Raw genomic sequence first — 18,960 nt, 5'->3', positions numbered from 1 at the left:
ACGCTCAAGTCGCGGTGCCGCTGCCGCTTTCGGCCTTGGCGCGATCGTTCACGATCACGGCGAGCGGATTGAGCTTCGGCGGCGCGACGAGCTTGAGCGTATTCGTGTCGTGATGATCGAACGGCGCGCCGCGGACGAACAACTCGGTCTGGATCAGATAGGTCCAGCTTCCATCCTCGTTGAAAGTGATGTCGCAGCGGTAGGAATCGGTGCGGAAGGCCTGTTCCAGGAAATCGGTCGAGCAGATCCCGTAAGCGGTGTCGCCGCGCCTCGCCGTGACGGAGATCTTTCCGTCGTCAGACCTGGCGTTGCCGGAGGCGAGCAGCACCTGTCCGCGCGGGATCGCCAGCGTCTGCAGGATCAGCCCGGTCGCGGGCTCCCACAGCCAATAACCGACCTGGTCGTGGAAGGTGATGTCTTCCCCGGGCGTGTTGATGTGGATGTGGTAGCGTAGGCCATAAAACAGCTGCGGGCCGTTGGCCTGCGGATCGATCGGGTCCATCCGGATGCGCTCGATGAAGGTCCGCCGCTCCGGCCCCTCCGCCTTCGGATTGATGTCGATGCCCTTGTCTGCCTGCCAGGTGCCGGCCAGACGGCGGAGCGGGCCGAGATTGGCAAGGGCGTCTGGCGAGACGTTCTCGGGTTCGGTGAAGATGTCGGCGGGAAGGGGCAGCATGGGGGCCTCGCGGAAGTTGCGGAGGCAGCAATAGCACAGCCGAATGCGGCGTGGATTCAAACCCGTGCCTCCGACCAACGCCGGAGGGCATTCGAGCCATGCGGCGATGCCTCATGATTCGGCAATTGAAGTTGCATCGTAAAATCCTGCAGCCCGACACGCTGCCGCAATCTTGATCAGGCAGCATGCCGATCAAGCGTCGGACCTGGGCAATGAAGCCGCGGACATCTCGGTTCGGGAAATCGTGGCACCCGCCCTGGAGGCGTCACAAAAGTTTGTGTTCGACGGTGCCGTTTGCGCCGATAAGACCATCTGTCGATGGGCTGTGACATTCGCCCTCGGCGAATGAATCCAGAACGAGTTTCAGTGACTTCAGTTATTTTCAAGTGAGCAGTTTGGAATGCAGCAGGCCTCGGTCGAACAGTTCTCGGATCTCATCGGCAATATCTATGATTGTGTGATCGCACCCGAACGCTGGACCGGGGTTCTGGACGGGATTTGCGCGGAGTTCGGCTTTGCCACCGGCGCGCTCTCGGTCGCCAGCCTCACCAACATGAAGGCTGTCGTCAACGCGGTCTCCGGGTCCGACCTCGCCCAGATGACCCAGAATGGCATCGGCTATGGGCCCGACATCATCGAGCTCTGGGGTGGTGTCGAGCGCATTCAGCAATACCCGCTCGGCGAGCCCATCGTTCAATCCCAGGCGGTCCGGCAGGACATCATTTCCAGCAATCGTTATTATCGCGAATGGGCCTTGCCCAAGGGCTTGTTCGACGCCGTTGCCGTCGGTCTCGTGCGCGACAGGGCGATGGTCGGAAATGCGATCTTCAGTCAGCATCAATCGGCGGGCCCCATCGACGATGCGCAGCTCAGCGGATTGCGCCTGCTCGCGCCGCATATCCGCCGGGCCGTGACGATCAGCAACCTGTTCGACATGAAGGCGGTGGAAACCGCGACATTCGCCGCGACGGTGGAGGCTCTGACGACCGGTGTCGTGCTGGTGGACGAGGACTCGAAGATCGTTCACGCCAACGCCGCAGCCAATGCGATGCTTGCAGCCGGCGATCCCATCGTGGCGCGACACGACCGGATCGCGGTTCAGTCCGCAGCGACCACCGCCGCATTGCAAGCGGCGGTCGCGCAGGCCGCGAAGGACGAGGCGAGGCTCGGCCAGAAAGGCATCGGCATCCCGATCCCGCGCCCGGGTGCTGAGCCGCTCGTCATCCACGTCCTGCCGCTACGGCGCAGCCATATGCGCGCCGGCTTGATCCAGCGGGCCGCCGCCGCCCTGTTCGTGGCGTCGGCCTCCGGACCGCCGCGAATGCCGCACGACGCGCTCAACCAGCTCTACGATCTGACGCCGGCCGAGATCCGCATCTTCGAGCTGATCTGCGAGGGCCACACCCGCGAGGCGATCTCGGCGCTGCTCGGCGTGTCCATCAGCACCGTCAAGAGCCACCTCGTCCACGTCTTCGAAAAGACCGGCTGCCGTCGCCAGGTCGATCTGGTCAGGCTGGCAAAGTCGCTGACGTTTGCGGTTTAGGGCGCGCTTGATGCCGACGCCAATGACGCGACGACGACAGTCTGACGAAGCCGGGCGGTGCCTTTCGATCCAAGACCGCTCTCAGGCCGCCTCCGACATCGATCTCGCACGCTGCTCGAGCAGGCCGATCGTCGCGACCAGATTGTCGCGTCGCGCGCGAAGGGTCGCCGCGAGCATCGGATAGGTCGGCTGCTGCACGTCGAACACCCCGGCTTTCGCCTCTTCCTCGAGAATGTCGGTGTTGAGCAGCCGAACGCGCCACCATAGATCGGCAATCAACCCATCGAGCCGGAGTTCGTCGGCAGTACCAGAACGGGACACTTCCTGCATTGCTTTGCCTCAACCTGAAACGGTCTCCATGCCGGGACCGGGCTTTGGTCCTGACTCAGCAAGCCGAATGCCAGGAATGGGTGGCGCGATCGGGCGGGGGACTTGACTGCGCGCTGCGGGATGCTCGGCTTGTCAGCGGACGCTGGTGAGCCGCTGCGAGGGCGGATCCGCAGCCGCCTTTCAGGTTGCGGGGGGTCGTGGGCTTCAGCGAATGAGCGATGGCGCCATTCAATACAAAAACTGTGAACTCGCATGCCGTTGAAATAAGTGCATAATTCTGACGAGGTCCGATCTCGCCAAAAGCTTCGTTGAACCACGATCTGCGGCGCCCTCAGGAATTGTCCTCCTTCACGCGTGCGATCAGCTTCTGTCGGGCGCGCGCGAGCCTCGACATCACCGTTCCAGTCGGCGTCCCCGTAATCTCGGCGATCTCACGATATTCGAGTCCGTGAATATCGCGCAATACGAGCACTTCCCGGAAGTCGGCTGGCAAAGACGCGATTGCTGCTTCCAGCTTGGACGCGTCAGCCGCGGCAATGAGCGCCGTCTCAGGTGATCCGTCGCTTCCGAGCTCGCCGCTCCGCTCGACAGCCAAGCGATCGTCCTCGCCGAGCTCGTCGAAGCTGACCAGAGCGGCGGCCCGCTTCTCTCTGAGCCAGGTAAAGGCGGTATTCTTGACAATCGTGAGCAGCCAGGCGCGTGCATTCGGTCCCGAAAAGCGATTCATGGCCCGAAATGCCCTGATGCACGCTTCCTGCACGACATCCTCGGCATCCGCCCGGTCGCGGGTGATCCAACGCGCAAAGGCGTACGCATCCGCCAGGTAGGGCGCAATCAGCCTCGCGAACCGCTCTCCGTTGTCGTCGGGGTCCAACATGACCTTCTGCGAAACTACGCAATCTGCCTGCAATAAATTTGGCTTCGGTGCCGCACGTCTCCAGCGACCGGTCGCCCGCGTCAGAAAATTGTCCCACCTGCAAAGGATGGGCTTTGCACCCTCGCCATCATAATCGGCAGTCTGTCATTCGTTGGTGAAATAGGCCACGAACTTGTGCTTTCCGTTCGCGTGCAAGCGCATGAATCTTAAAGGTCGCGTGCACTCCAGCATCGGTGCAAGTCGATGGTCGGCGGCGAAATTAGGTTGGCCCATTTCAACTGGACCTGCGGCGACGCGGATTGCTGCGCAATAACAAGCCGATACGCCTTGGTCGGCGGCCGCCGGATACACTTTGTGAGCTTGCCTATCTGGCTCGTCTGGTGCTGGGTAAGGTCGCTATCCCGCGGCGTCTCGAAACGACTTTACGAAAGCCTCGAGCTCGGCGGAATTCAGGTCCGAGATCGCCACGTAGGACCGGTCACGGTCTCGCCATTGGATAACGTTGAAGCCGTTCTCTGTGCGCCGTTCGAACGACACGCCCATGCGGCCTTGCTCGGCAATTTCGGTCAGGCTGATCATGTGCTCCCGTTTCCGATAGACCAGCGTCGGAACCGGCACCTTGCTCACCACATCAACCCGGCCACCGAGGAGCTCGAAGCCCTGGCTGCCGAGATCAACAACCCGCGGTGATTGCGTGATCCGCCCGTTGAACCAGGGTTTTACCTTGTGTCGATCGGAGGAGCCGACATCCGTCGGCTGCGCGGCCATCAACGAACGCAGGTGTCCATCGATCAGTTCGGCACCCGTGTTGCTCGGCGTGAGCTCGCGCAGCCCGATGGCCGTCAACGCGCTCGACATTGCAACGGCGATCATCAGTGACGCCGCCATCAACATCCAGCGTTGCGGTCGCCAGATGCGTTCGAGTCCCACGGCAGCCCTGATCCGTGTGCGCAGCTGCGCCGGTACGGACTCGCGCGGGAATGTCTTCGCAAGTGCAATCTTCAAGGCAGAAACCTCGGTGGCGAGCTTGCGAAGCGCCGGGTCGGCGGCGATCTTGCGCTCGGTCATCAGTGCAGTCGCGACGTCGAGCTCGCCGTCGAGATAGGCATGAACGAGCTGCGTCTCGTCGTCATTGGCGAAGGTCATCAGAACCTGCTCCCGGTTCGGAGCACGAGGGCACGTCCCGGTATCATCGGACCGATCGGCGCGCCCGCTACGTCCGCGATCTCGCGAAATTCCTCGAATCTGACCAGAGCCACTGTTGTCTCCCGCATCCGGATGAGCGCGAAGGCTTGTCGGTCTGAACTGACAGATCCTGTCGTCGTCCGGCGGACCAACCTTGTTCCCTACCTAGCTGACTCAAACTGGAACCCAAAATTCCCGCCATTCAACAAAAATATGGCGCTGCGCCGCAGCGTACGAGGCGGCACAGCGCGTCGTCCATCAAGCTGCCGGTTGGAGCGGCAGACCTGATCAGACTCAGGTGACGCGTCATTTATTCCCACAGGGCAGCCAAACATTTCTTCGCGCGAGAGCGGAATTTTTCCGCGTTGCATCAAGTTACCTCAATGAGCCCCGCGGGGCGGGATAGCCGGTCACGCCGCCAGAAGTGGAGGATGTTGATGTTGGTAGCTGACGAGCCTTTGCAGGCTGTACCGAGCTCATCCGGAGCGACGATGCTCGATCCCGCCGTTCACCGCCTCGATGCGCGCCACCTTCCGGCAGTTCACCGCTTTTTCACCGGCCTTGATCCGGAGACGCGCTGGGGACGATTTGGCGGGCCGGTCTCCGACGCCGCAGCCGAACTACACGCAGTCAGCGCGCTGCAAGATACCTCGCTGATGCTCGGCGTCTTCACGAGGCACCGGCTGTGCGGAATTCTCGAGCTTTACCCGCGCGTCATCTGCGGAGAGATGGAGCTGTTGCTGGTCGTCGAACAGGATTCGCGCGGGCAGCGCCTCGGCTGGCGGCTCGTGGAGGCCGCGCTGCGATGTGCCCCGCTAATAGGCGCGCGAAGCTATCAGCTCGCCTATTCCAGGGACAACTGGCCGATGCGACGAATTGCGCATCGGGCGCAGGCCAGACTCGATCTGGAATTCGGCACGTACCGCGCCTGCATTGATGTCAGGCATCCGCGTTTCGTTGCAACAGATTTGGAGAGCGCGTTGTGTAGTGACATCGTCGCGCAGCAACAGGGTTTCGCAAGGCGACAGGTGGTTGCACGCTGCGAGTGATCCGCTCGAGCAAGGACACGATCGGTTGCCAGATCGCGGTTGCCAAGTCATCGCCGATATGATCGTCCGGAGGTGTTTCGAAATGCGTGGAGATATTCGTATTGGAGTCTCAAATGACAAAACACTTGGTGGTGGATTGTCGGACCAAAGCATATCTGGAGTACCTCAGGCCCGAGGATCAAGAGCTTTGGCGGAAATGGCAGATTGGTTGGTGCTGTGTCTACTCCGCAGGTCTAGCCGCTCTTATCGCGGTCGGTTTGCTCCTCCTTGGATCCGCCGACACACAGGTCGCGAAAGGCGCCTCGGCAACTCAGCAAGTTAGCGTTCGCCTGGACCGATTGAGATGACGGTCGGCTGCGACGCCTTGCGCAACTGGCTTGGTCGATCGTCCTTGGCTGGTAAATCCTCGAGTTGATTTTCACTGGAGTTATGCATCATGGCAATTCTAGAGCACACCCGCGAGATTTCTTCGGTTCGTGATTACGATGCGTGGATCATCATCGGTTACGCGTCCCTGGCCTTGCTCGTGCTCGTCGCGCTGTATTTCGCGGCCAGCGGACCCGGCTTCTCGGCAGATGACGTTGCTGTCATGACGATCCTGCCCTGACGTCAACAGATATCGGCTCGGCCCAGCAGACCGGCCATGAGCTGATCGACCGGCAAGCGGCGGGTCGTGTGGCCGAACCGGTTGTGCCGAGGGCAGCGGACGCAGAACCAGATTTGGCTCCTTCTCGCGTTCGGCGGTGGCCGGCATGAGGCCTCCGCGATCTCTGTTCGATTCGGCTGCAAGTGGAGCGTGACGCAACTCATGCGCCACGCGGGGAACGCGGCGTGCCCAAAGCTGGCAGCGACAGGCATCGGAGCACGTCAACATCATTCCGCCCGTCTGGGTGAAACCCCGATCGGGTTGAGAGTTCAACATTCGAATGGGTGGCACATCGAGATGAGTATCGTCGGAAGAATGATCTCCCTCATTGGCGGACAGGGGCCGATCCTTCTGGTCGCTGCCCTTTGTTTCGGAGTCATCAGTCATCCACTTGGTGATCTCGGCTACAGACTGTTGCCGGTGTCGGCCTTCCTGCTCACGCTGGGCTCCTTTCTCACCGCCGGCCTCGCCCCCTCCGAGACGAAGTCCCCCAATTGGCTCCTCGCGGTGGTGATTGCCTGGGTCGGCATCGGCCTTCCGCTGGCAGCCGCTGGTCTGCTGTCGCTGTTCCCGCTGGATTCATCGCTCCGAGCAGGCGTGTTGCTGTCGCTGCTTGCGCCGCCGGTCGGCAGCGCGGCAGCGATTGCGGCAATGCTCCGGCTGCAGCCCCGTCTTGCGCTGATCGTTTCGATCTCGCTGACGCTGCTTGCACCGATTTCACTTCCGGGGTTCGCGACGCTGCTTGGCCTCGGCGTTACGTTTGACACGGGAATGCTGGCGCTGCGGCTTCTCAGCATAATTGGCCTGGCGGCGCTGGTCGCTTTCCTCGCGCTCAAATTCCGCGAGAGAATCGCGGTCGTGCTGCCGGACCAGCGCGCCGCGACCGGCATTGCGGTCATCGGATTGATCATCGTCGGCCTGGCGACCTCGCATGGTGTGCTCGCCCAGTGGCAAAGCAGCCCGCACCGCTTCGAGGGAATGCTCACGGCCGCCATCGCGACCAATTTCGGACTGTGCCTGCTGGCTACACTGGCGTTCTCCCGTCTCGGCTTGCAGCTTGCCGGCACCATCGGCCTTGTCAGTGGAAGCCGCAACGTCACGCTGGCCTGGGCTGCCGCGAGCTTCGGCCTGCCGCCGCTGACCGAAGGCTATGTCGCCGTGTGCGTGATTCCCGTGCTCGCGCTTCCCCTCATCATCAAACTCGGTGCGGCGCTCTACGCGAGGACAGGCCTGTTGCCTCTGCAGACGCTCGGCCGCCTGCGCCGTGACAAGCCGGCATCGTGAATTTTAGGCCCCCCGATGCTCAAGATACTCCAAAGAGCCGTGGCGCCTTGGTGCCAGCCGACATTGATCCTGTCAGCCGCGATTCTCGGCCAGTGGCTTGCGCCGGCGATTCCGGCCAGCGCGCACGTCCATCATGGCCGCGACGGCACCGCCGTGAAGTGGTACCCCTACGATTGCTGCCATGACGGCGACTGCCATCCTGTTTCCAGCGTGCGAGCTCGGGCCGACGGCTTCCTGATGACAACCGAAGAGGGAGCCACACTCTTCGTTCCTTCCCAGAAGGCCCGAAGGCAGTCGCAGGATGGCCGATGGCATATCTGCTTCGCCGCAAGCGAAAAGCCTTTGATACTTTGCGTGTTCGAGCCACCAACGTCTTGAACTGGTTATGCAGATCAACGCGAATATGCGAGCAGGGGTTTTGAACGCGCGCGGCCAGGCAATCTCGGGGCCAACCAGGTCCGCGCCCGCTGTTCGGGTTCGTAGCTCTATTCCGAATGGAAGCTTGGTGCCCAGGGAGGGAATCATACGCAACCACCGACAGGAGGGACCGCTGTTTGTCCTTACTATGGTGGCGTGAGCGCTGGCACGGCGGCGGGAATTCGCTATAGCCGCCCTCAGGCGAAGCGATAGTCTGTGATGTCGACGCCAACGAGGCCGCCATGGGCCTCGATTGCCTGCCGCTGAGGATCACGCATCAGCCCCCCTCACTCGTCCAGGAAGGTTCGGCAGTGGGCAACGAACCGCCCTGGATACTGGAACAACGCCCCGTGGCCGGAATCCGGATAGAGAACGAGCTGGGCGTTCCTCATCGCCTTGAACATGTCGTGGGCGTTGATGCTCGGAAACATCGTGTCGTCGCTGCCGTGCACGATGAGCGTGGGCTGCGAGATGGCGGGGAGCGTCGCCTTTCCTTCATGCTTCCTGGCGCACCAGCCAATGATTGCCTTCGCCTGCGCGTTGCTGACATCCTCACCGCTGTCCGGATCACGATTTTGCTTGCGCATCGTGGCGCGGGCGACGAAGGCGCGGCCAGCGCGCTGACTTTCTTCGGAGGGGGTGAAGAATAGGGGCAACCGGACATCGGGCGCACCTCGGGCGAAGGCTTCGTCGACTACGGCGAGCAGATGTTCCTCGCCCCCGCGCGGTGCGGCGCCCGCAATGATGAGCTTGCGGATCAACCCGGGGTGCTGCTCGGCAAGAACCTGAGCGAGCATGCCACCGAGGGAGAAGCCAAGGAGATCGACCTTTGGTAGGCCAAGGCCTCGTATGAACGTCTCGGCATCCGACGCCATCTGCTCCACCGTATCGGGCGTCCGGCCGGTCGAGGTGCCGATGCCGAGATTGTTGAACGCAATGACGGGCCGCGTTTCAGCAAGGCTATTCACCACTGCCGGATCCCAGGCATCCATTGTCCCGGTGAAGTGCTGCAGCAGGATGAGCGGCGTCCCGACCGTCGGGCCGAGCCGCCGGAAGCCGAAGCGCACATCACCGATGTTCAAATATTCTGTTCTAGCGGCTTCGAGCGACATGGTTGCTCCTTCGTGAGTTGCATTGCTTGATGCGGAGCCAATTCTTGTGATTGACGGCGCATCTACATGGTGAGAACGATGCGGAAGCGGGCTTCGCCCGCCATCATCTTGCGATACGCTTTCGGCGCGCGTTCCAGCGGCATCGTCTCGATCATGGCGGCGACGCCGGCGAGTGAGCTGAACCGCAAGGTGGCATCGGCGGTCGCTGGATCGCCGGTCAAGGCGCCCTCTATCGAACGCCCGCCGAACAGGAGGTCGGACGTCGCGATCTCCACAGGTTCGGCAGATGCGCCGAGCGCGATGATCCGGCCGCGCGGCCGAAGCCCCTTCACCGCGTCTGCCACGGCCCTACCACCTGACGCGGTGACGACGACGAGCTGCGCGCCGCCCAGATCCTGCAGCGCGGAAGCAACCGCGACGGTCGAGCTGTCGACATAGTGGTGAGCGCCGAGCTTTCCGGCGAGACCACCCTTGTCCGGTCCGCGCCCGATCGCCACGACCTCGAAGCCCATGCGCCGGGCGAACTGCACGGCGAGGTGCCCGAGACCGCCAATGCCGATCACAGCGACGAGATCGCCGGCGCGTGCGGGAGAGTTGCGGAGCGCGCTGAACGTCGTCAGTCCGGCGCAGAGCAGCGGAGCGGCGTCTTCCGAGGTGAGCCCATCGGGGATCAACACGAGGCCACTTGAGCGCGCGAGCATGTACTGCGCGTAGCCCCCGTCATGATGAACGCCGGTGAACTCCTGGTTCCGGCAATTGACGAGATCGCCGCCGCGGCACTCTGCACAATGTCCGCAACTGCCTCCGAGGAAGCCGATGCCGACGCGCTGCCCGAGCGTCCAACCCTCGACATTGCTGCCGACCGCGTCGATCACGCCTACAGCCTCGTGGCCCGGCACGCGCGGCCATTGGATCGGGAAAGCCCCTTCGACCGTCGCGGCGTCGGAATGGCAGACACCGCAGGCCTCGACGCGAACGCGGACCTGCCCGTGGCCGGGATCGACAAGCGGCTTTTGCGTCAGCTCGAGCTGTCCCGGCGCGACGGCCTGAACAGCGCTGTATGTCGTCGGTTCGCTCGACATGAAAGCTCCAGGGTCTGAAAAACTTTTGTCAGAGCGCTACCAGTGGCCTGCCCAAGTCGACAGGACGTAGATGCCATCATTCCGGCCATGCATGGCGAAACGTCGCTGGAAGAACCATCTAGGCGGGTAGCAACCGTCACGGAGAAAGCATGAAGATCGGCCTGGTCCTTTGCCCGAGTTTCCAACCCATCTGCTTCGGGGCCGTAGCAGCGTTTGACGTGGCCAACAAGCAAGCCGGCGAGACGCTCTACGACGTGCGCGTCCTCTCCGAAGAAGGAGGGCTGGTCGCCTCGTGGGCCGGCATGCAGGTCATGACGGACCCATTCGACGACGCGCCCTATGACACGCTGATCGTCGCCGCGGGCCTGGAGGTACCGACCTCTTCGCCGGGATTGGTCCGGCTGCTTCGCGCCGCTGCTCGCGACGCGCGCCGCGTCGCCGCCATCTGCCTCGGCTCGTTCGTCCTGGGAGATGCAGGCTTGCTGAACGGCCGGCGCGCCACCACGCATTGGCGTTACGCGCAGGCGCTGCAGGACCGTTTCCCCAGCTGCGAGGTCGACATGGACAAGATCTTCATCGCGGATGGGCCGATCTGGACGTCAGCCGGCATGACCGCGGGGACGGACCTGGTCGTGGGCATGATCGAGCGCGACCACGGCTCCGATATTGCCCGTTCGGTGGCGAAGGGCATGGTCATGTACCATCGCCGCTCAGGCGGACAGTCCCAGCATTCCACCTTGCTGGACCTCGGCGCGAATGAAGATCGAGTCCAGCGCGTGCTGAACTACGCTCGTCAGAACCTTGCCGAAAGCCTGACCGTTGACGAACTTGCTGAGGCCGCGTGCCTCAGCCCCCGGCAGTTCACGCGGCTGTTTCGGGCGGAGACCGGCACCACGCCCGCAAAAGCGGTCGAAGCGTTGCGGGTCGAAGCCGCGAAGTTGATGCTGGAACAAAGCCGGTTGCCGATCGAGGTCATCGCTCGCGAGGTGGGGTTCGCGAACCGGGAGCGGATGCGTCTGGCGTTTGCGCGCGTGCGTGGAGAGGTCCCCAGAGCCATCCGCAACGACGCCGGACCGCTCGCCGCGCTATGATCGACGCGCGACCACGGCAGTGCGTGTGAGAAGGCGGCCCACGTCGGACCAGTCGTCAAAGGGCCACCGGATTCTCACGCCGTCGAGCTTGGATTCCATAGGCTCATCGCTAGCTGAGCCGGATGTTGGAGAGATCGATCGAAACGACGAGGGGCTCGGTGCTGAAGCTGCCGTCTAGCTGGCGGGCATAGATACGGCGTTTCGTCGGGAATTTGATGCCCGAGACTTCCGTGTAGTCTTCGATGATATGCGCGCCGGACGTGTTGCCGGATATCTCGACGTTGTAGTCGTGGCGCTTCAGCAGCCCCTCACCGTCGAAATAGAGCGTCTGGACGGTGCTGTGCGTCGCAATTTCTGCCGGAAATCGCACCGCAAGGCGGCGCCAGTCGCCGCTGTCGGTCGGCCAGGGCTCCAGTTCCTCTGTCTCAACTCTCGGCCAGGCGAGCAGGAACGGCATGTTCAGATAGGTCCACATCGCGCAGCCGGCGAAGTAGGCGAGTTGCAGTTCAGTCCACGGCGTTTGCAACTCATGGCCGGTAAAGCTCGCGCGCGGTTCAAGCAGCTCTTCGAGAACCGTTCCGTTGTCTGCTTCCAGAGCCACCCGGCTCGGCTCAAAACGTGAGCGCCGATTGTCAGCGCCGAACGGAGCGTGTGACGCCCACTGCCTCTTCAAACCCACGGTGACGTTGGTCCGCTCGAGGGTGACAGCCTGTCCCTTCAAGGACCACAGGACGCCGCCCTGCACAAGATCGGCCGACACCTGCTCGAACTGCCGCCACCGATCGAGGCCTCCATGAGCTTCGATGGCAAGATCCTTGAGTTGCTTCATTATTGGGCTCCTGCGGAAGCCGCACGGGATCGCGCGGCCTTTGTGGCGGGAGCCTAGGCGGTCGGCCACGCCTGCCGAACGACTTAGATGCCTTGATTCCAGACACCGCCGCGAGCCGGGTTCAGATGCCTCTTCCACGCGTGCGCTGCTTTGAAGCCGCCGCTACGATGCCGTTTCAAGAGAAATACGCGAGCGCGCTTCGCGCCGATCATCTGGCGAGGCGCTATCGTACGAGATCGTGCTCCAGCGTGGAAAAGCGTGGATTTGGTGCCCAGGGGCGGAATCGAACCACCGACACTGCGATTTTCAGTCGCATGCTCTACCAACTGAGCTACCTGGGCGTGCTGAGCGAAGGACCCAAGGCCCATCGAGCGGGCGGTTTATAGTGGGCTCAGGGCTGCCTGTCCACCCGGCTTCGCCAACAGGCTTCGCCGGGCGCGGCCCGGCTGTGCACAAGCCGGGACCGGGTTGCCGCGGCAGGCGCGCGGCGTGGCGGTAACCCCATCAACACACTGATATTCTTTGGTTATTCGACGTCGTCAGTTTCATCGTCGCGGCCGGGGATGACGTAGGAGCCTTTCAGCCAGCGGTTCAAATCGACGTCGCGGCAGCGCGAGGAGCAGAACGGGCGGGTGGCATGCTCAGCGGGCTTGCCGCAGATCGGGCAGGTTTTGAGCGGGCCGGTCGGCTTTTTGACGAGGTCGTCCATGACAGGGCGCAGCTTACATGGTGTGAAGGATTTTAAACGCCAGTCCGCAAACAGGTTCCGGGAGCAGCGGCGCATGCGACCCGGCCGGGGTCCGGCCGAGCCATTCTACTGTGCATGGGGTTGTTTTCGAGATTTTTATCGGTGTGCTTCAGACCGCGGTGGCGTTGAGCCAGCCGAAGCGGATCGGGAAACCCTCGCCGCCGAGCAGTGTCGTGGTCTCGTAGAGAGGCAGGCCGACCACGTTGCTGTAGGATCCGACCATCTTCACCACGAAGGAGCCGGCGATGCCCTGCACGGCGTAGCCGCCGGCCTTCCCGCGCCATTCGCCGGAACCGATATAGGCCTGGATGTCGTCTTCCGAGAGGCGCTTGAAGCGGACGCGGGTCTCGACCAGGCGCTGGCGGAAGGCCTCGCGCGGCGTGACCAGGCAGATGGCGGTGTAGACGCGGTGGTTGCGGCCCGACAGCAGCCGCAGGCATTGCGCGGCTTCGTCCACCAGATTGGCCTTGGGCAGGATGCGGCGGCCGACCGCCACCACCGTGTCGGCGGAAAGGATGAAGGCGCCGCGCAGCTCGTCGTCGAGCCGCACCGATTTGAGCGCCGCGTCGGCCTTGGCCCGTGCGAGGCGGTTGGCGCAGGCGCGCGGCAGCTCGCCCCGTTTCGGCGTCTCGTCGACGTCGGCCGGCCGGAGCGCATCCGGCTCGATGCCGGCCTGGTTGAGCAGCGACAGGCGCCGCGGCGAACCGGAGGCAAGTACGAATTTGGGGCGGCCGAGCATCAGATGATTTGGGGGATGAAGCGGGGGTGAATTGCGCGCGGAACCTATCGGAAGGGGGCTGATTTCACAACCGGGAACCCGAGATTAGGTGATTCGAGGCACCCCGATATGCGTGTGCCTGCGCTCTGTGACGCGGGTGTTACGAGCCTTCGACCCTACCCGCTCGCCGCGCCGACCTTGGCAAACCGCCGGCGGATGCGCATCAGGAGCTGGTCACAGACGTCGCGGTAGGCGGCGAGCTTCTGGTCGCGGCTGCCCTCGATGGTGGTGGGATCGTGCGTCGGCCAGTATTCGACGTCGGCGGCGAGCGTGCGGGTCAGCTCCAGCGCCTTGTGGTGCGCTTCGGGCGAGAGCGTGATGATGAGGTCGAAATTGAGCCCCTCCCAATCCTCCAGCTCCTCGAAGGTCTGCGGCTTGTGGGTGGAGATGTCCTGACCGAGCTCGGCCATCACGGATATCGCGAACGGATCGAGCTCGCCCTTCCTGGCGCCGGCCGACTTCACGTAGAGGCCCTGCGGAAACATGTGCCGCAACAGGCTCTCGGCCATCGGCGAGCGCACGCTGTTCATCGCGCAGGCGAACAGCACCGATTGCGGATCGCGTGCGCGTGGGGGCGCAGCCATCGCTTACGCTCTTTTTGTCTTGCGCATGATCCGATCCGAAAACCGGTTCCCACTTTTCGGGATCATGCGCGTTTAGCCTTTCCAGTGCAGGACGGTAATGAGCGTGAACAGCCGGCGCGAGGTCTCGAAATCGACCCGCACCTTGCCCTTCAGCCGCTCCTGCAGCGTGCGCGATCCCTCGTCATGGATGCCGCGGCGGCCCATGTCGATGGCCTCGATCTTGTCCGGAGTCGCGGTGCGGATCGCCTGGTAATAGCTGTCGCAGATCATGAAATAGTCCTTCACGATCCGCCGGAACGGCGTCAGCGAGAGCAGATGCGCAACCACCGGCGTGCCGTCCTCGCGACGGATGTCGAACATCAGCCGGTTGCCGGTGATGCCGATATGCAGCGTGAACGGGCCCTGCCCGTCCGCGCCATCGGGCGCGAACAGGTTCTGCTCGATCAGGTCGTAGATCGCGATCGCGCGCTCATGCTCGATGTCGGGCCCGGAACGGCCGATCGAGTCCTCGTCGAGCGTGACGCCGACGATGCGGTTCTGCGAGTCGTCCTGTTCGGGCGGCTTTGTCATGACAGATTGAGGCGCAAACCAATCGAGCGCGAATGGGCGTCGAGACCTTCCGCTTGCCCGAGCGTCATCGCGGCAGGTCCCAGCGCACGCAACTGGTCCGGCCCGCATTTCAGGATCGAGGTGCGCTTCATGAAATCGTGCACCGAGAGCCCCGAGGAAAACCGCGCCGAGCGCGCCGTCGGCAGCACGTGGTTGGAGCCGCCGACATAGTCGCCGATCGCCTCCGGCGTATGCGCGCCGAGGAACACCGCGCCGGCATTGCGGATCCTTGCAGCGAGCACGTCGGGATCACCAGTCATGATCTCGAGATGCTCGGCGGCGATCGCATCCGCGAGCGGGATCGCGTCGGCCAGGTTCTTCACCATGATGATCGCGCCGAAATCGGCCCAGGAGGCGGTGGCAATCGTGGTGCGCGGCAGCGTCTTCAGCTGCGCCTCGACGGCCTTTTCGACATCTGCCGCCAGCCGCGCAGAATCAGTGATCAGGATTGACTGCGCGCTGGCATCGTGCTCGGCCTGCGCGAGGAGATCCGCGGCGATCCAGTCGGCATTGCCGGTATCGTCGGCGATGACCAGCACTTCGGAGGGACCGGCGATCATGTCGATGCCGACCTTGCCGAACACCAGCCGCTTGGCGGCGGCGACATAGGCGTTGCCCGGGCCGACGATCTTGGCGACCGGCGCGATCGTCGCGGTGCCGTGCGCAAGCGCAGCCACGGCTTGCGCGCCGCCGACGCGGTAGATCTCGGTGACGCCGCCGAGATGCGCTGCCGCGAGCACCAACGGATTGAGCTTGCCGTCCGGCGAGGGCACCACCATCACGAGGCGCGAGACGCCGGCGACCTTGGCCGGCACTGCGTTCATCAGCACCGAGGATGGATAGGCCGCGGTACCACCGGGCACGTAGAGGCCGGCGGATTCGATTGCGGTGTAGCGCCAGCCGAGCTCGACGCCGAGCGGATCGGTGAAGCGCTCGTCCTGCGGCAGCTGGCGCCGGTGATAGGTCTCAATGCGATCGCGCGCGAGCCTGAGCGCATCCAGCGTCGCGGCATCGCAGTCCTTCACTGCGGCGTCGATCTCGGCGGCAGTGACGCGCAGGCCCGATGCATCCAGCGTCAAGCGGTCGAACTTGGCGGTGGCCTCGAGCAGGGCCGCGTCGCCGCGCTTGGCGACCTCGTCGACGATCGCGCGCGCGGCGGCCTCGACGTCGGCCGAGACCTCGCGCTTGGCGGCGAGGAAGGCCGCGAATCGCTGGTCAAAATCGGCGCTGCTGCGGTCGAGACGAACGGGCATTTTTGGCTTGGCTTCCGGCTGGACTTTGGGGCGGATTGGCTCACCCGGCCCCCTGCTCAATGGCGCGGCGGGGAAGCGGCGTCAACCCTTGGCGGGTGCCGTGCAGGCGAAGGCCTGAGGCGGATCAGCTGGTATACAGGTGACCTCACCCCTCCCCCTCGATCTCCAGCCCCGTTCCCAGTTCGTCCGCCCCGAGGTCGGTCAGCTCGCATTCCAGGCATTCGACGTCGAGGCGGATGGCGCCGCCCTGGGCGAACAAAAGCACGGCGCTGCCGCCGGGCTCCTCGGCGCGCCCGTCCTGGGGGTGAAACTCGATGCCGACGAGGTCCAGCACCTTGTCCGGCGCGTCGAGATCGATGTTGCGCGACTTGCAGGCGAGCACGCGATCGAAGCGAAGCGCGGCGACCAGGCGGCGCGGCTCGGCCTCGCCCGCCAGCGTCTGCTCCCAGTCCAGCCGGTGCATGCCAACCACCAGCCGCTTCTCGCTCTGGCGCCAGATGATGTCGGAGGCCTGCACGCGGGCATCCTGGACATGGGTCGAGATCACGGCGAGATCGTCGGCATCGAGCGCGATCATCTTGAGCTGGGGAGACATCGCGGGCGTTTCTCCTTCAGGGCGACAGAGCTCAACGCGCGCGGTGACGGAAATTTCCTTCACCCGGCGGCGGCGATCTCGTCGAAGGATACACCGGTCAGCGTCGCCGACACCTCCCAAAGCATCGCGGCCGCGGCGAAATCCGTCGCTTGCGGCATGATCTTCGCAGGCACTGGCGGTCCCCGGAGCTTTTCGTGAAGTGGACGTTCGAGGCGATCCGGGCGATATTGAAGTGACGGGCTCACCCTCCCCTGGAGGGCAGGGGAGGTAAGAGTCGCGTCCCGCTTACTCCTTGAAAAACGCCAGCAGGTCGGCGTTGATGGTCTCGGCGTGGGTGGTCGGCATCCCGTGCGGGAAGCCCTTGTAGGTCTTCAGGACGCCCTGCTTGAGCAGCTTGGCCGAGAGAGGCGCGGAAGCAGCGTAAGGCACGATCTGGTCGTCGTCGCCGTGCATCACCAGGACGGGGACGTTGATCTTCTTGAGGTCCTCGGTGAAGTCGGTCTGCGAGAACGCCACGATGCCGTCGTAATGCGCTTTCGCGCCGCCCATCATGCCCTGGCGCCACCAATTCTGGATCACCGCTTCCGACGGTTGCGCGCCGGGGCGGTTGTAGCCGTAGAACGGGCCGGCGGCGATATCGCGGTAGAAGGCCGAGCGGCCGGCCGCGAGCGCAGCCTGAAAGCCGTCGAACACGCTCTTCGGCAGGCCGCCGGGATTGGCCGCGGTCTGCACCATCAAGGGCGGCACCGCGGAGAGGATCGCGGCCTTCGCCACCCGGCTCTCGCCGTGGCGCGCGATGTAGTGCACGACCTCGCCGCCGCCGGTGGAATGGCCGACATGAATCGCGTTCTTGAGGTCGAGATGCGCGGTGACCGCGGCGAGATCGTCGGCATAATGATCCATGTCGTGGCCGTCGGCGACCTGCGAGGAGCGGCCGTGGCCGCGGCGGTCATGGGCGATGACGCGGTAGCCGCGCGTGACGAAAAACATCATCTGCGCGTCCCAATCGTCCGACGACAGCGGCCAGCCATGGCTGAACACGATCGGCTGGCCTGAGCCCCAGTCCTTGAAAAAGATCTCGACGCCGTCTTTGGTGGTGATGGTGGGCATGGTGGGGCTCCTTATTGCCTCGATTCATTCCGGGGCGCGCGAAGCGCGAACCCGGAAATCTGGAGATTGTTGCGCGAGATTCCGGGTTCGATGCGTTGCATCTCGGAATGACGAGAGCATAGCGATCAAGCAAACGTCATCGGCTTGAATCGGCGCCAGGCGCCGATCGTCAACACCACGAAAAACACCAGCACGATGCCCTGCACCACCGCGAACACCGGACCCGAGGGCGGCGCCGGCGGCACGGCGGGCGCGAGCGCGGCCAGCGCCGGCACCTTCAGGAACGACTGGATCACCAGCACGAAGACGTTGAAATAGAGCGAGACCATCGCCGTGACGATGTAGACCGGACGCCAGACGCCGGCGAGCTTCATGCCATAGAGCGAGAAGCAGGCGATCGCGAGCAGCACCAGCGAGATGATGCCGATGATGTGCGAGGGCAGCAGCTCCTTGAACGGAAACAGGAAGCCGGTGGCACTGGTCAGGATGGTGAACAGCAGGAAGGTCGCGGTGAGGCCCGGCATCGACTTGGAGCCGAGCAGGCCGAACATCACGACAAGGCCGGCGGCGATGGCGATCAGGCTGATGATGACATGGACCAGTGTGAAGGCGGGCAGGCTCAACCCAAGGACCATGACACCTCTCCTACGCTCTGCATTGAGATGGAGATTGATATTACGGTCCTCATCGGATGGCTACATGCGCGATGTCACAGGCGCGTGCGGAGCCATGCGTCATCGTGCGAATCGACAAACGCATGGCTGATTTTTTTGCAGCGCTGTCACAAACGACAGCAGCTTCGACAAAAGTTGAAATCGAGGCTCACACTTCCTTGGTATCGAAGATCAGGAGGTCTGCGCCGCCGCTGGCAAACTTCGGCACGTCGCCGGCTGCTGCCTTGCCCGCTTCGCTGCCGAATGCCTTCTGGATGTCGCCCACGCTGTCGAAGGTGAGGATGGCGACGAGATGGATTCCGGACGGCCCGGCGGGCGAGCCGACCGGGCCCGTGCTGACGGCGTATTTCTTCAGGCCGGGCAGCTTCTTGGCGAGCGGAATGTGGGTCTCGGCATAATGCTTGTCGAAGGCGGCAGCGTCCTTGGGCGTTTTGTAGAGCACGACGAGTTCGGCCATTTAGTCCTCCCTTGAAACGTGTTGTTGGTGG

General features: G+C 63.6%; 22 protein-coding genes and 1 tRNA gene. 6 read left to right on the top strand and 17 right to left on the bottom strand.

Annotated elements, in window-relative coordinates; all coding sequences use genetic code 11:
* Positions 1-4 precede the first annotated feature (4 nt).
* Positions 5-676: an FABP family protein gene (locus ACVWY3_RS33480; RefSeq protein ID WP_456842266.1), complete on the bottom strand. Its 672-nt coding sequence runs from the start codon at positions 674-676 to the stop codon at positions 5-7.
* A 400-nt stretch (positions 677-1,076) separates the two neighbouring features.
* Between ACVWY3_RS33480 and ACVWY3_RS33475 the strand changes: the two genes are divergently transcribed.
* Positions 1,077-2,219, top strand: a complete 1,143-nt coding sequence (locus tag ACVWY3_RS33475) for a helix-turn-helix transcriptional regulator (protein WP_456842265.1) — start codon at positions 1,077-1,079, stop codon at positions 2,217-2,219.
* An 81-nt stretch (positions 2,220-2,300) separates the two neighbouring features.
* Here ACVWY3_RS33475 and ACVWY3_RS33470 read toward each other — a convergent pair whose 3' ends face one another.
* The 3 genes from ACVWY3_RS33470 to ACVWY3_RS33460 all read right to left on the bottom strand — a co-directional run bounded on the left by ACVWY3_RS33470 (position 2,301) and on the right by ACVWY3_RS33460 (position 4,572).
* Positions 2,301-2,549, bottom strand: coding sequence for a hypothetical protein (locus ACVWY3_RS33470; RefSeq protein WP_456842264.1), 249 nt, complete (start codon positions 2,547-2,549; stop codon positions 2,301-2,303).
* Positions 2,550-2,880: 331 nt separating this feature from the next.
* Positions 2,881-3,426 (bottom strand): sigma-70 family RNA polymerase sigma factor, encoded by a 546-nt coding sequence (locus ACVWY3_RS33465; RefSeq protein ID WP_456842263.1) that lies wholly within the window; start codon positions 3,424-3,426, stop codon positions 2,881-2,883.
* A 396-nt stretch (positions 3,427-3,822) separates the two neighbouring features.
* Positions 3,823-4,572 (bottom strand): anti-sigma factor family protein, encoded by a 750-nt coding sequence (locus tag ACVWY3_RS33460; RefSeq protein ID WP_456842262.1) that lies wholly within the window; start codon positions 4,570-4,572, stop codon positions 3,823-3,825.
* Between the two features lie 530 nt (positions 4,573-5,102).
* Here ACVWY3_RS33460 and ACVWY3_RS33455 point away from each other — a divergent pair.
* The 4 genes from ACVWY3_RS33455 (at position 5,103) to ACVWY3_RS33440 (ending at position 7,968) form a co-directional block, all read left to right on the top strand.
* Positions 5,103-5,660: a hypothetical protein gene (locus ACVWY3_RS33455; RefSeq protein WP_456842261.1), complete on the top strand. Its 558-nt coding sequence runs from the start codon at positions 5,103-5,105 to the stop codon at positions 5,658-5,660.
* Positions 5,661-6,096: 436 nt separating this feature from the next.
* Positions 6,097-6,267 (top strand): hypothetical protein, encoded by a 171-nt coding sequence (locus ACVWY3_RS33450; protein WP_456842260.1) that lies wholly within the window; start codon positions 6,097-6,099, stop codon positions 6,265-6,267.
* 66 nt (positions 6,268-6,333) lie between these two features.
* A complete protein-coding gene (locus ACVWY3_RS33445) occupies positions 6,334-7,590 on the top strand; it encodes a hypothetical protein (protein WP_456842259.1) in 1,257 nt (418 codons plus the stop codon).
* A 15-nt stretch (positions 7,591-7,605) separates the two neighbouring features.
* Positions 7,606-7,968 (top strand): hypothetical protein, encoded by a 363-nt coding sequence (locus ACVWY3_RS33440; RefSeq protein WP_456842258.1) that lies wholly within the window; start codon positions 7,606-7,608, stop codon positions 7,966-7,968.
* 326 nt (positions 7,969-8,294) lie between these two features.
* On the opposite strand, the gene ACVWY3_RS33435 is transcribed toward ACVWY3_RS33440, so the two are convergent.
* Together ACVWY3_RS33435 and ACVWY3_RS33430 are read right to left on the bottom strand one after the other, a co-directional pair.
* On the bottom strand, positions 8,295-9,119 hold the full coding sequence (locus tag ACVWY3_RS33435; RefSeq protein WP_456842257.1) for an alpha/beta fold hydrolase: 825 nt from the start codon (positions 9,117-9,119) through the stop codon (positions 8,295-8,297).
* Between the two features lie 62 nt (positions 9,120-9,181).
* On the bottom strand, positions 9,182-10,201 hold the full coding sequence (locus ACVWY3_RS33430; RefSeq protein ID WP_456842256.1) for an alcohol dehydrogenase catalytic domain-containing protein: 1,020 nt from the start codon (positions 10,199-10,201) through the stop codon (positions 9,182-9,184).
* Positions 10,202-10,350: 149 nt separating this feature from the next.
* On the opposite strand from ACVWY3_RS33430, the gene ACVWY3_RS33425 reads away from it, so the two are divergent.
* Positions 10,351-11,292 carry a GlxA family transcriptional regulator gene (locus ACVWY3_RS33425; RefSeq protein WP_456842255.1) on the top strand — a complete coding sequence of 314 codons (942 nt, stop codon included), beginning with the start codon at positions 10,351-10,353 and terminating at the stop codon, positions 11,290-11,292.
* A gap of 109 nt (positions 11,293-11,401) precedes the next feature.
* Here the strand turns inward: ACVWY3_RS33425 and ACVWY3_RS33420 are convergent, their stop codons facing one another.
* The 11 genes from ACVWY3_RS33420 to ACVWY3_RS33370 form a co-directional block, all read right to left on the bottom strand.
* On the bottom strand, positions 11,402-12,121 hold the full coding sequence (locus tag ACVWY3_RS33420; RefSeq protein ID WP_456842254.1) for a hypothetical protein: 720 nt from the start codon (positions 12,119-12,121) through the stop codon (positions 11,402-11,404).
* A 265-nt stretch (positions 12,122-12,386) separates the two neighbouring features.
* A tRNA-Phe gene (locus ACVWY3_RS33415) sits at positions 12,387-12,462 on the bottom strand.
* Between the two features lie 185 nt (positions 12,463-12,647).
* Positions 12,648-12,830, bottom strand: a complete 183-nt coding sequence (gene yacG, locus ACVWY3_RS33410) for a DNA gyrase inhibitor YacG (protein ID WP_456842253.1) — start codon at positions 12,828-12,830, stop codon at positions 12,648-12,650.
* Positions 12,831-12,978: 148 nt separating this feature from the next.
* The gene (locus ACVWY3_RS33405) at positions 12,979-13,608 is read right to left on the bottom strand and encodes a Maf-like protein (RefSeq protein ID WP_456842252.1); all 630 of its coding nucleotides are present in this window, start codon (positions 13,606-13,608) and stop codon (positions 12,979-12,981) included.
* Positions 13,609-13,763: 155 nt separating this feature from the next.
* The gene (locus tag ACVWY3_RS33400) at positions 13,764-14,231 is read right to left on the bottom strand and encodes an arsenate-mycothiol transferase ArsC (protein ID WP_456842251.1); all 468 of its coding nucleotides are present in this window, start codon (positions 14,229-14,231) and stop codon (positions 13,764-13,766) included.
* Between the two features lie 72 nt (positions 14,232-14,303).
* Positions 14,304-14,801: a UPF0262 family protein gene (locus tag ACVWY3_RS33395; RefSeq protein ID WP_027561449.1), complete on the bottom strand. Its 498-nt coding sequence runs from the start codon at positions 14,799-14,801 to the stop codon at positions 14,304-14,306.
* The gene (gene hisD, locus ACVWY3_RS33390) at positions 14,798-16,093 is read right to left on the bottom strand and encodes a histidinol dehydrogenase (RefSeq protein WP_456842250.1); all 1,296 of its coding nucleotides are present in this window, start codon (positions 16,091-16,093) and stop codon (positions 14,798-14,800) included. The genes ACVWY3_RS33395 and hisD overlap by 4 nt, the downstream gene beginning before the upstream one ends.
* A 145-nt stretch (positions 16,094-16,238) precedes the next feature.
* Positions 16,239-16,688, bottom strand: a complete 450-nt coding sequence (locus ACVWY3_RS33385; protein ID WP_456842249.1) for a DUF2948 family protein — start codon at positions 16,686-16,688, stop codon at positions 16,239-16,241.
* A gap of 285 nt (positions 16,689-16,973) precedes the next feature.
* Entirely contained in the window at positions 16,974-17,798 is an 825-nt protein-coding gene (locus ACVWY3_RS33380; protein ID WP_456842248.1) for an alpha/beta fold hydrolase, read from the bottom strand.
* A 125-nt stretch (positions 17,799-17,923) separates the two neighbouring features.
* Positions 17,924-18,433, bottom strand: a complete 510-nt coding sequence (locus ACVWY3_RS33375; RefSeq protein WP_456842247.1) for a hypothetical protein — start codon at positions 18,431-18,433, stop codon at positions 17,924-17,926.
* A gap of 187 nt (positions 18,434-18,620) precedes the next feature.
* Complete coding sequence (locus ACVWY3_RS33370; RefSeq protein ID WP_456842246.1) at positions 18,621-18,929, bottom strand: EthD family reductase; 309 nt, start codon at positions 18,927-18,929, stop codon at positions 18,621-18,623.
* Positions 18,930-18,960: the final 31 nt, after the last annotated feature.

Source organism: Bradyrhizobium sp. USDA 4486 (genome assembly GCF_054057995.1).
This window is presented reverse-complemented; position numbering and strand designations above follow the sequence as displayed.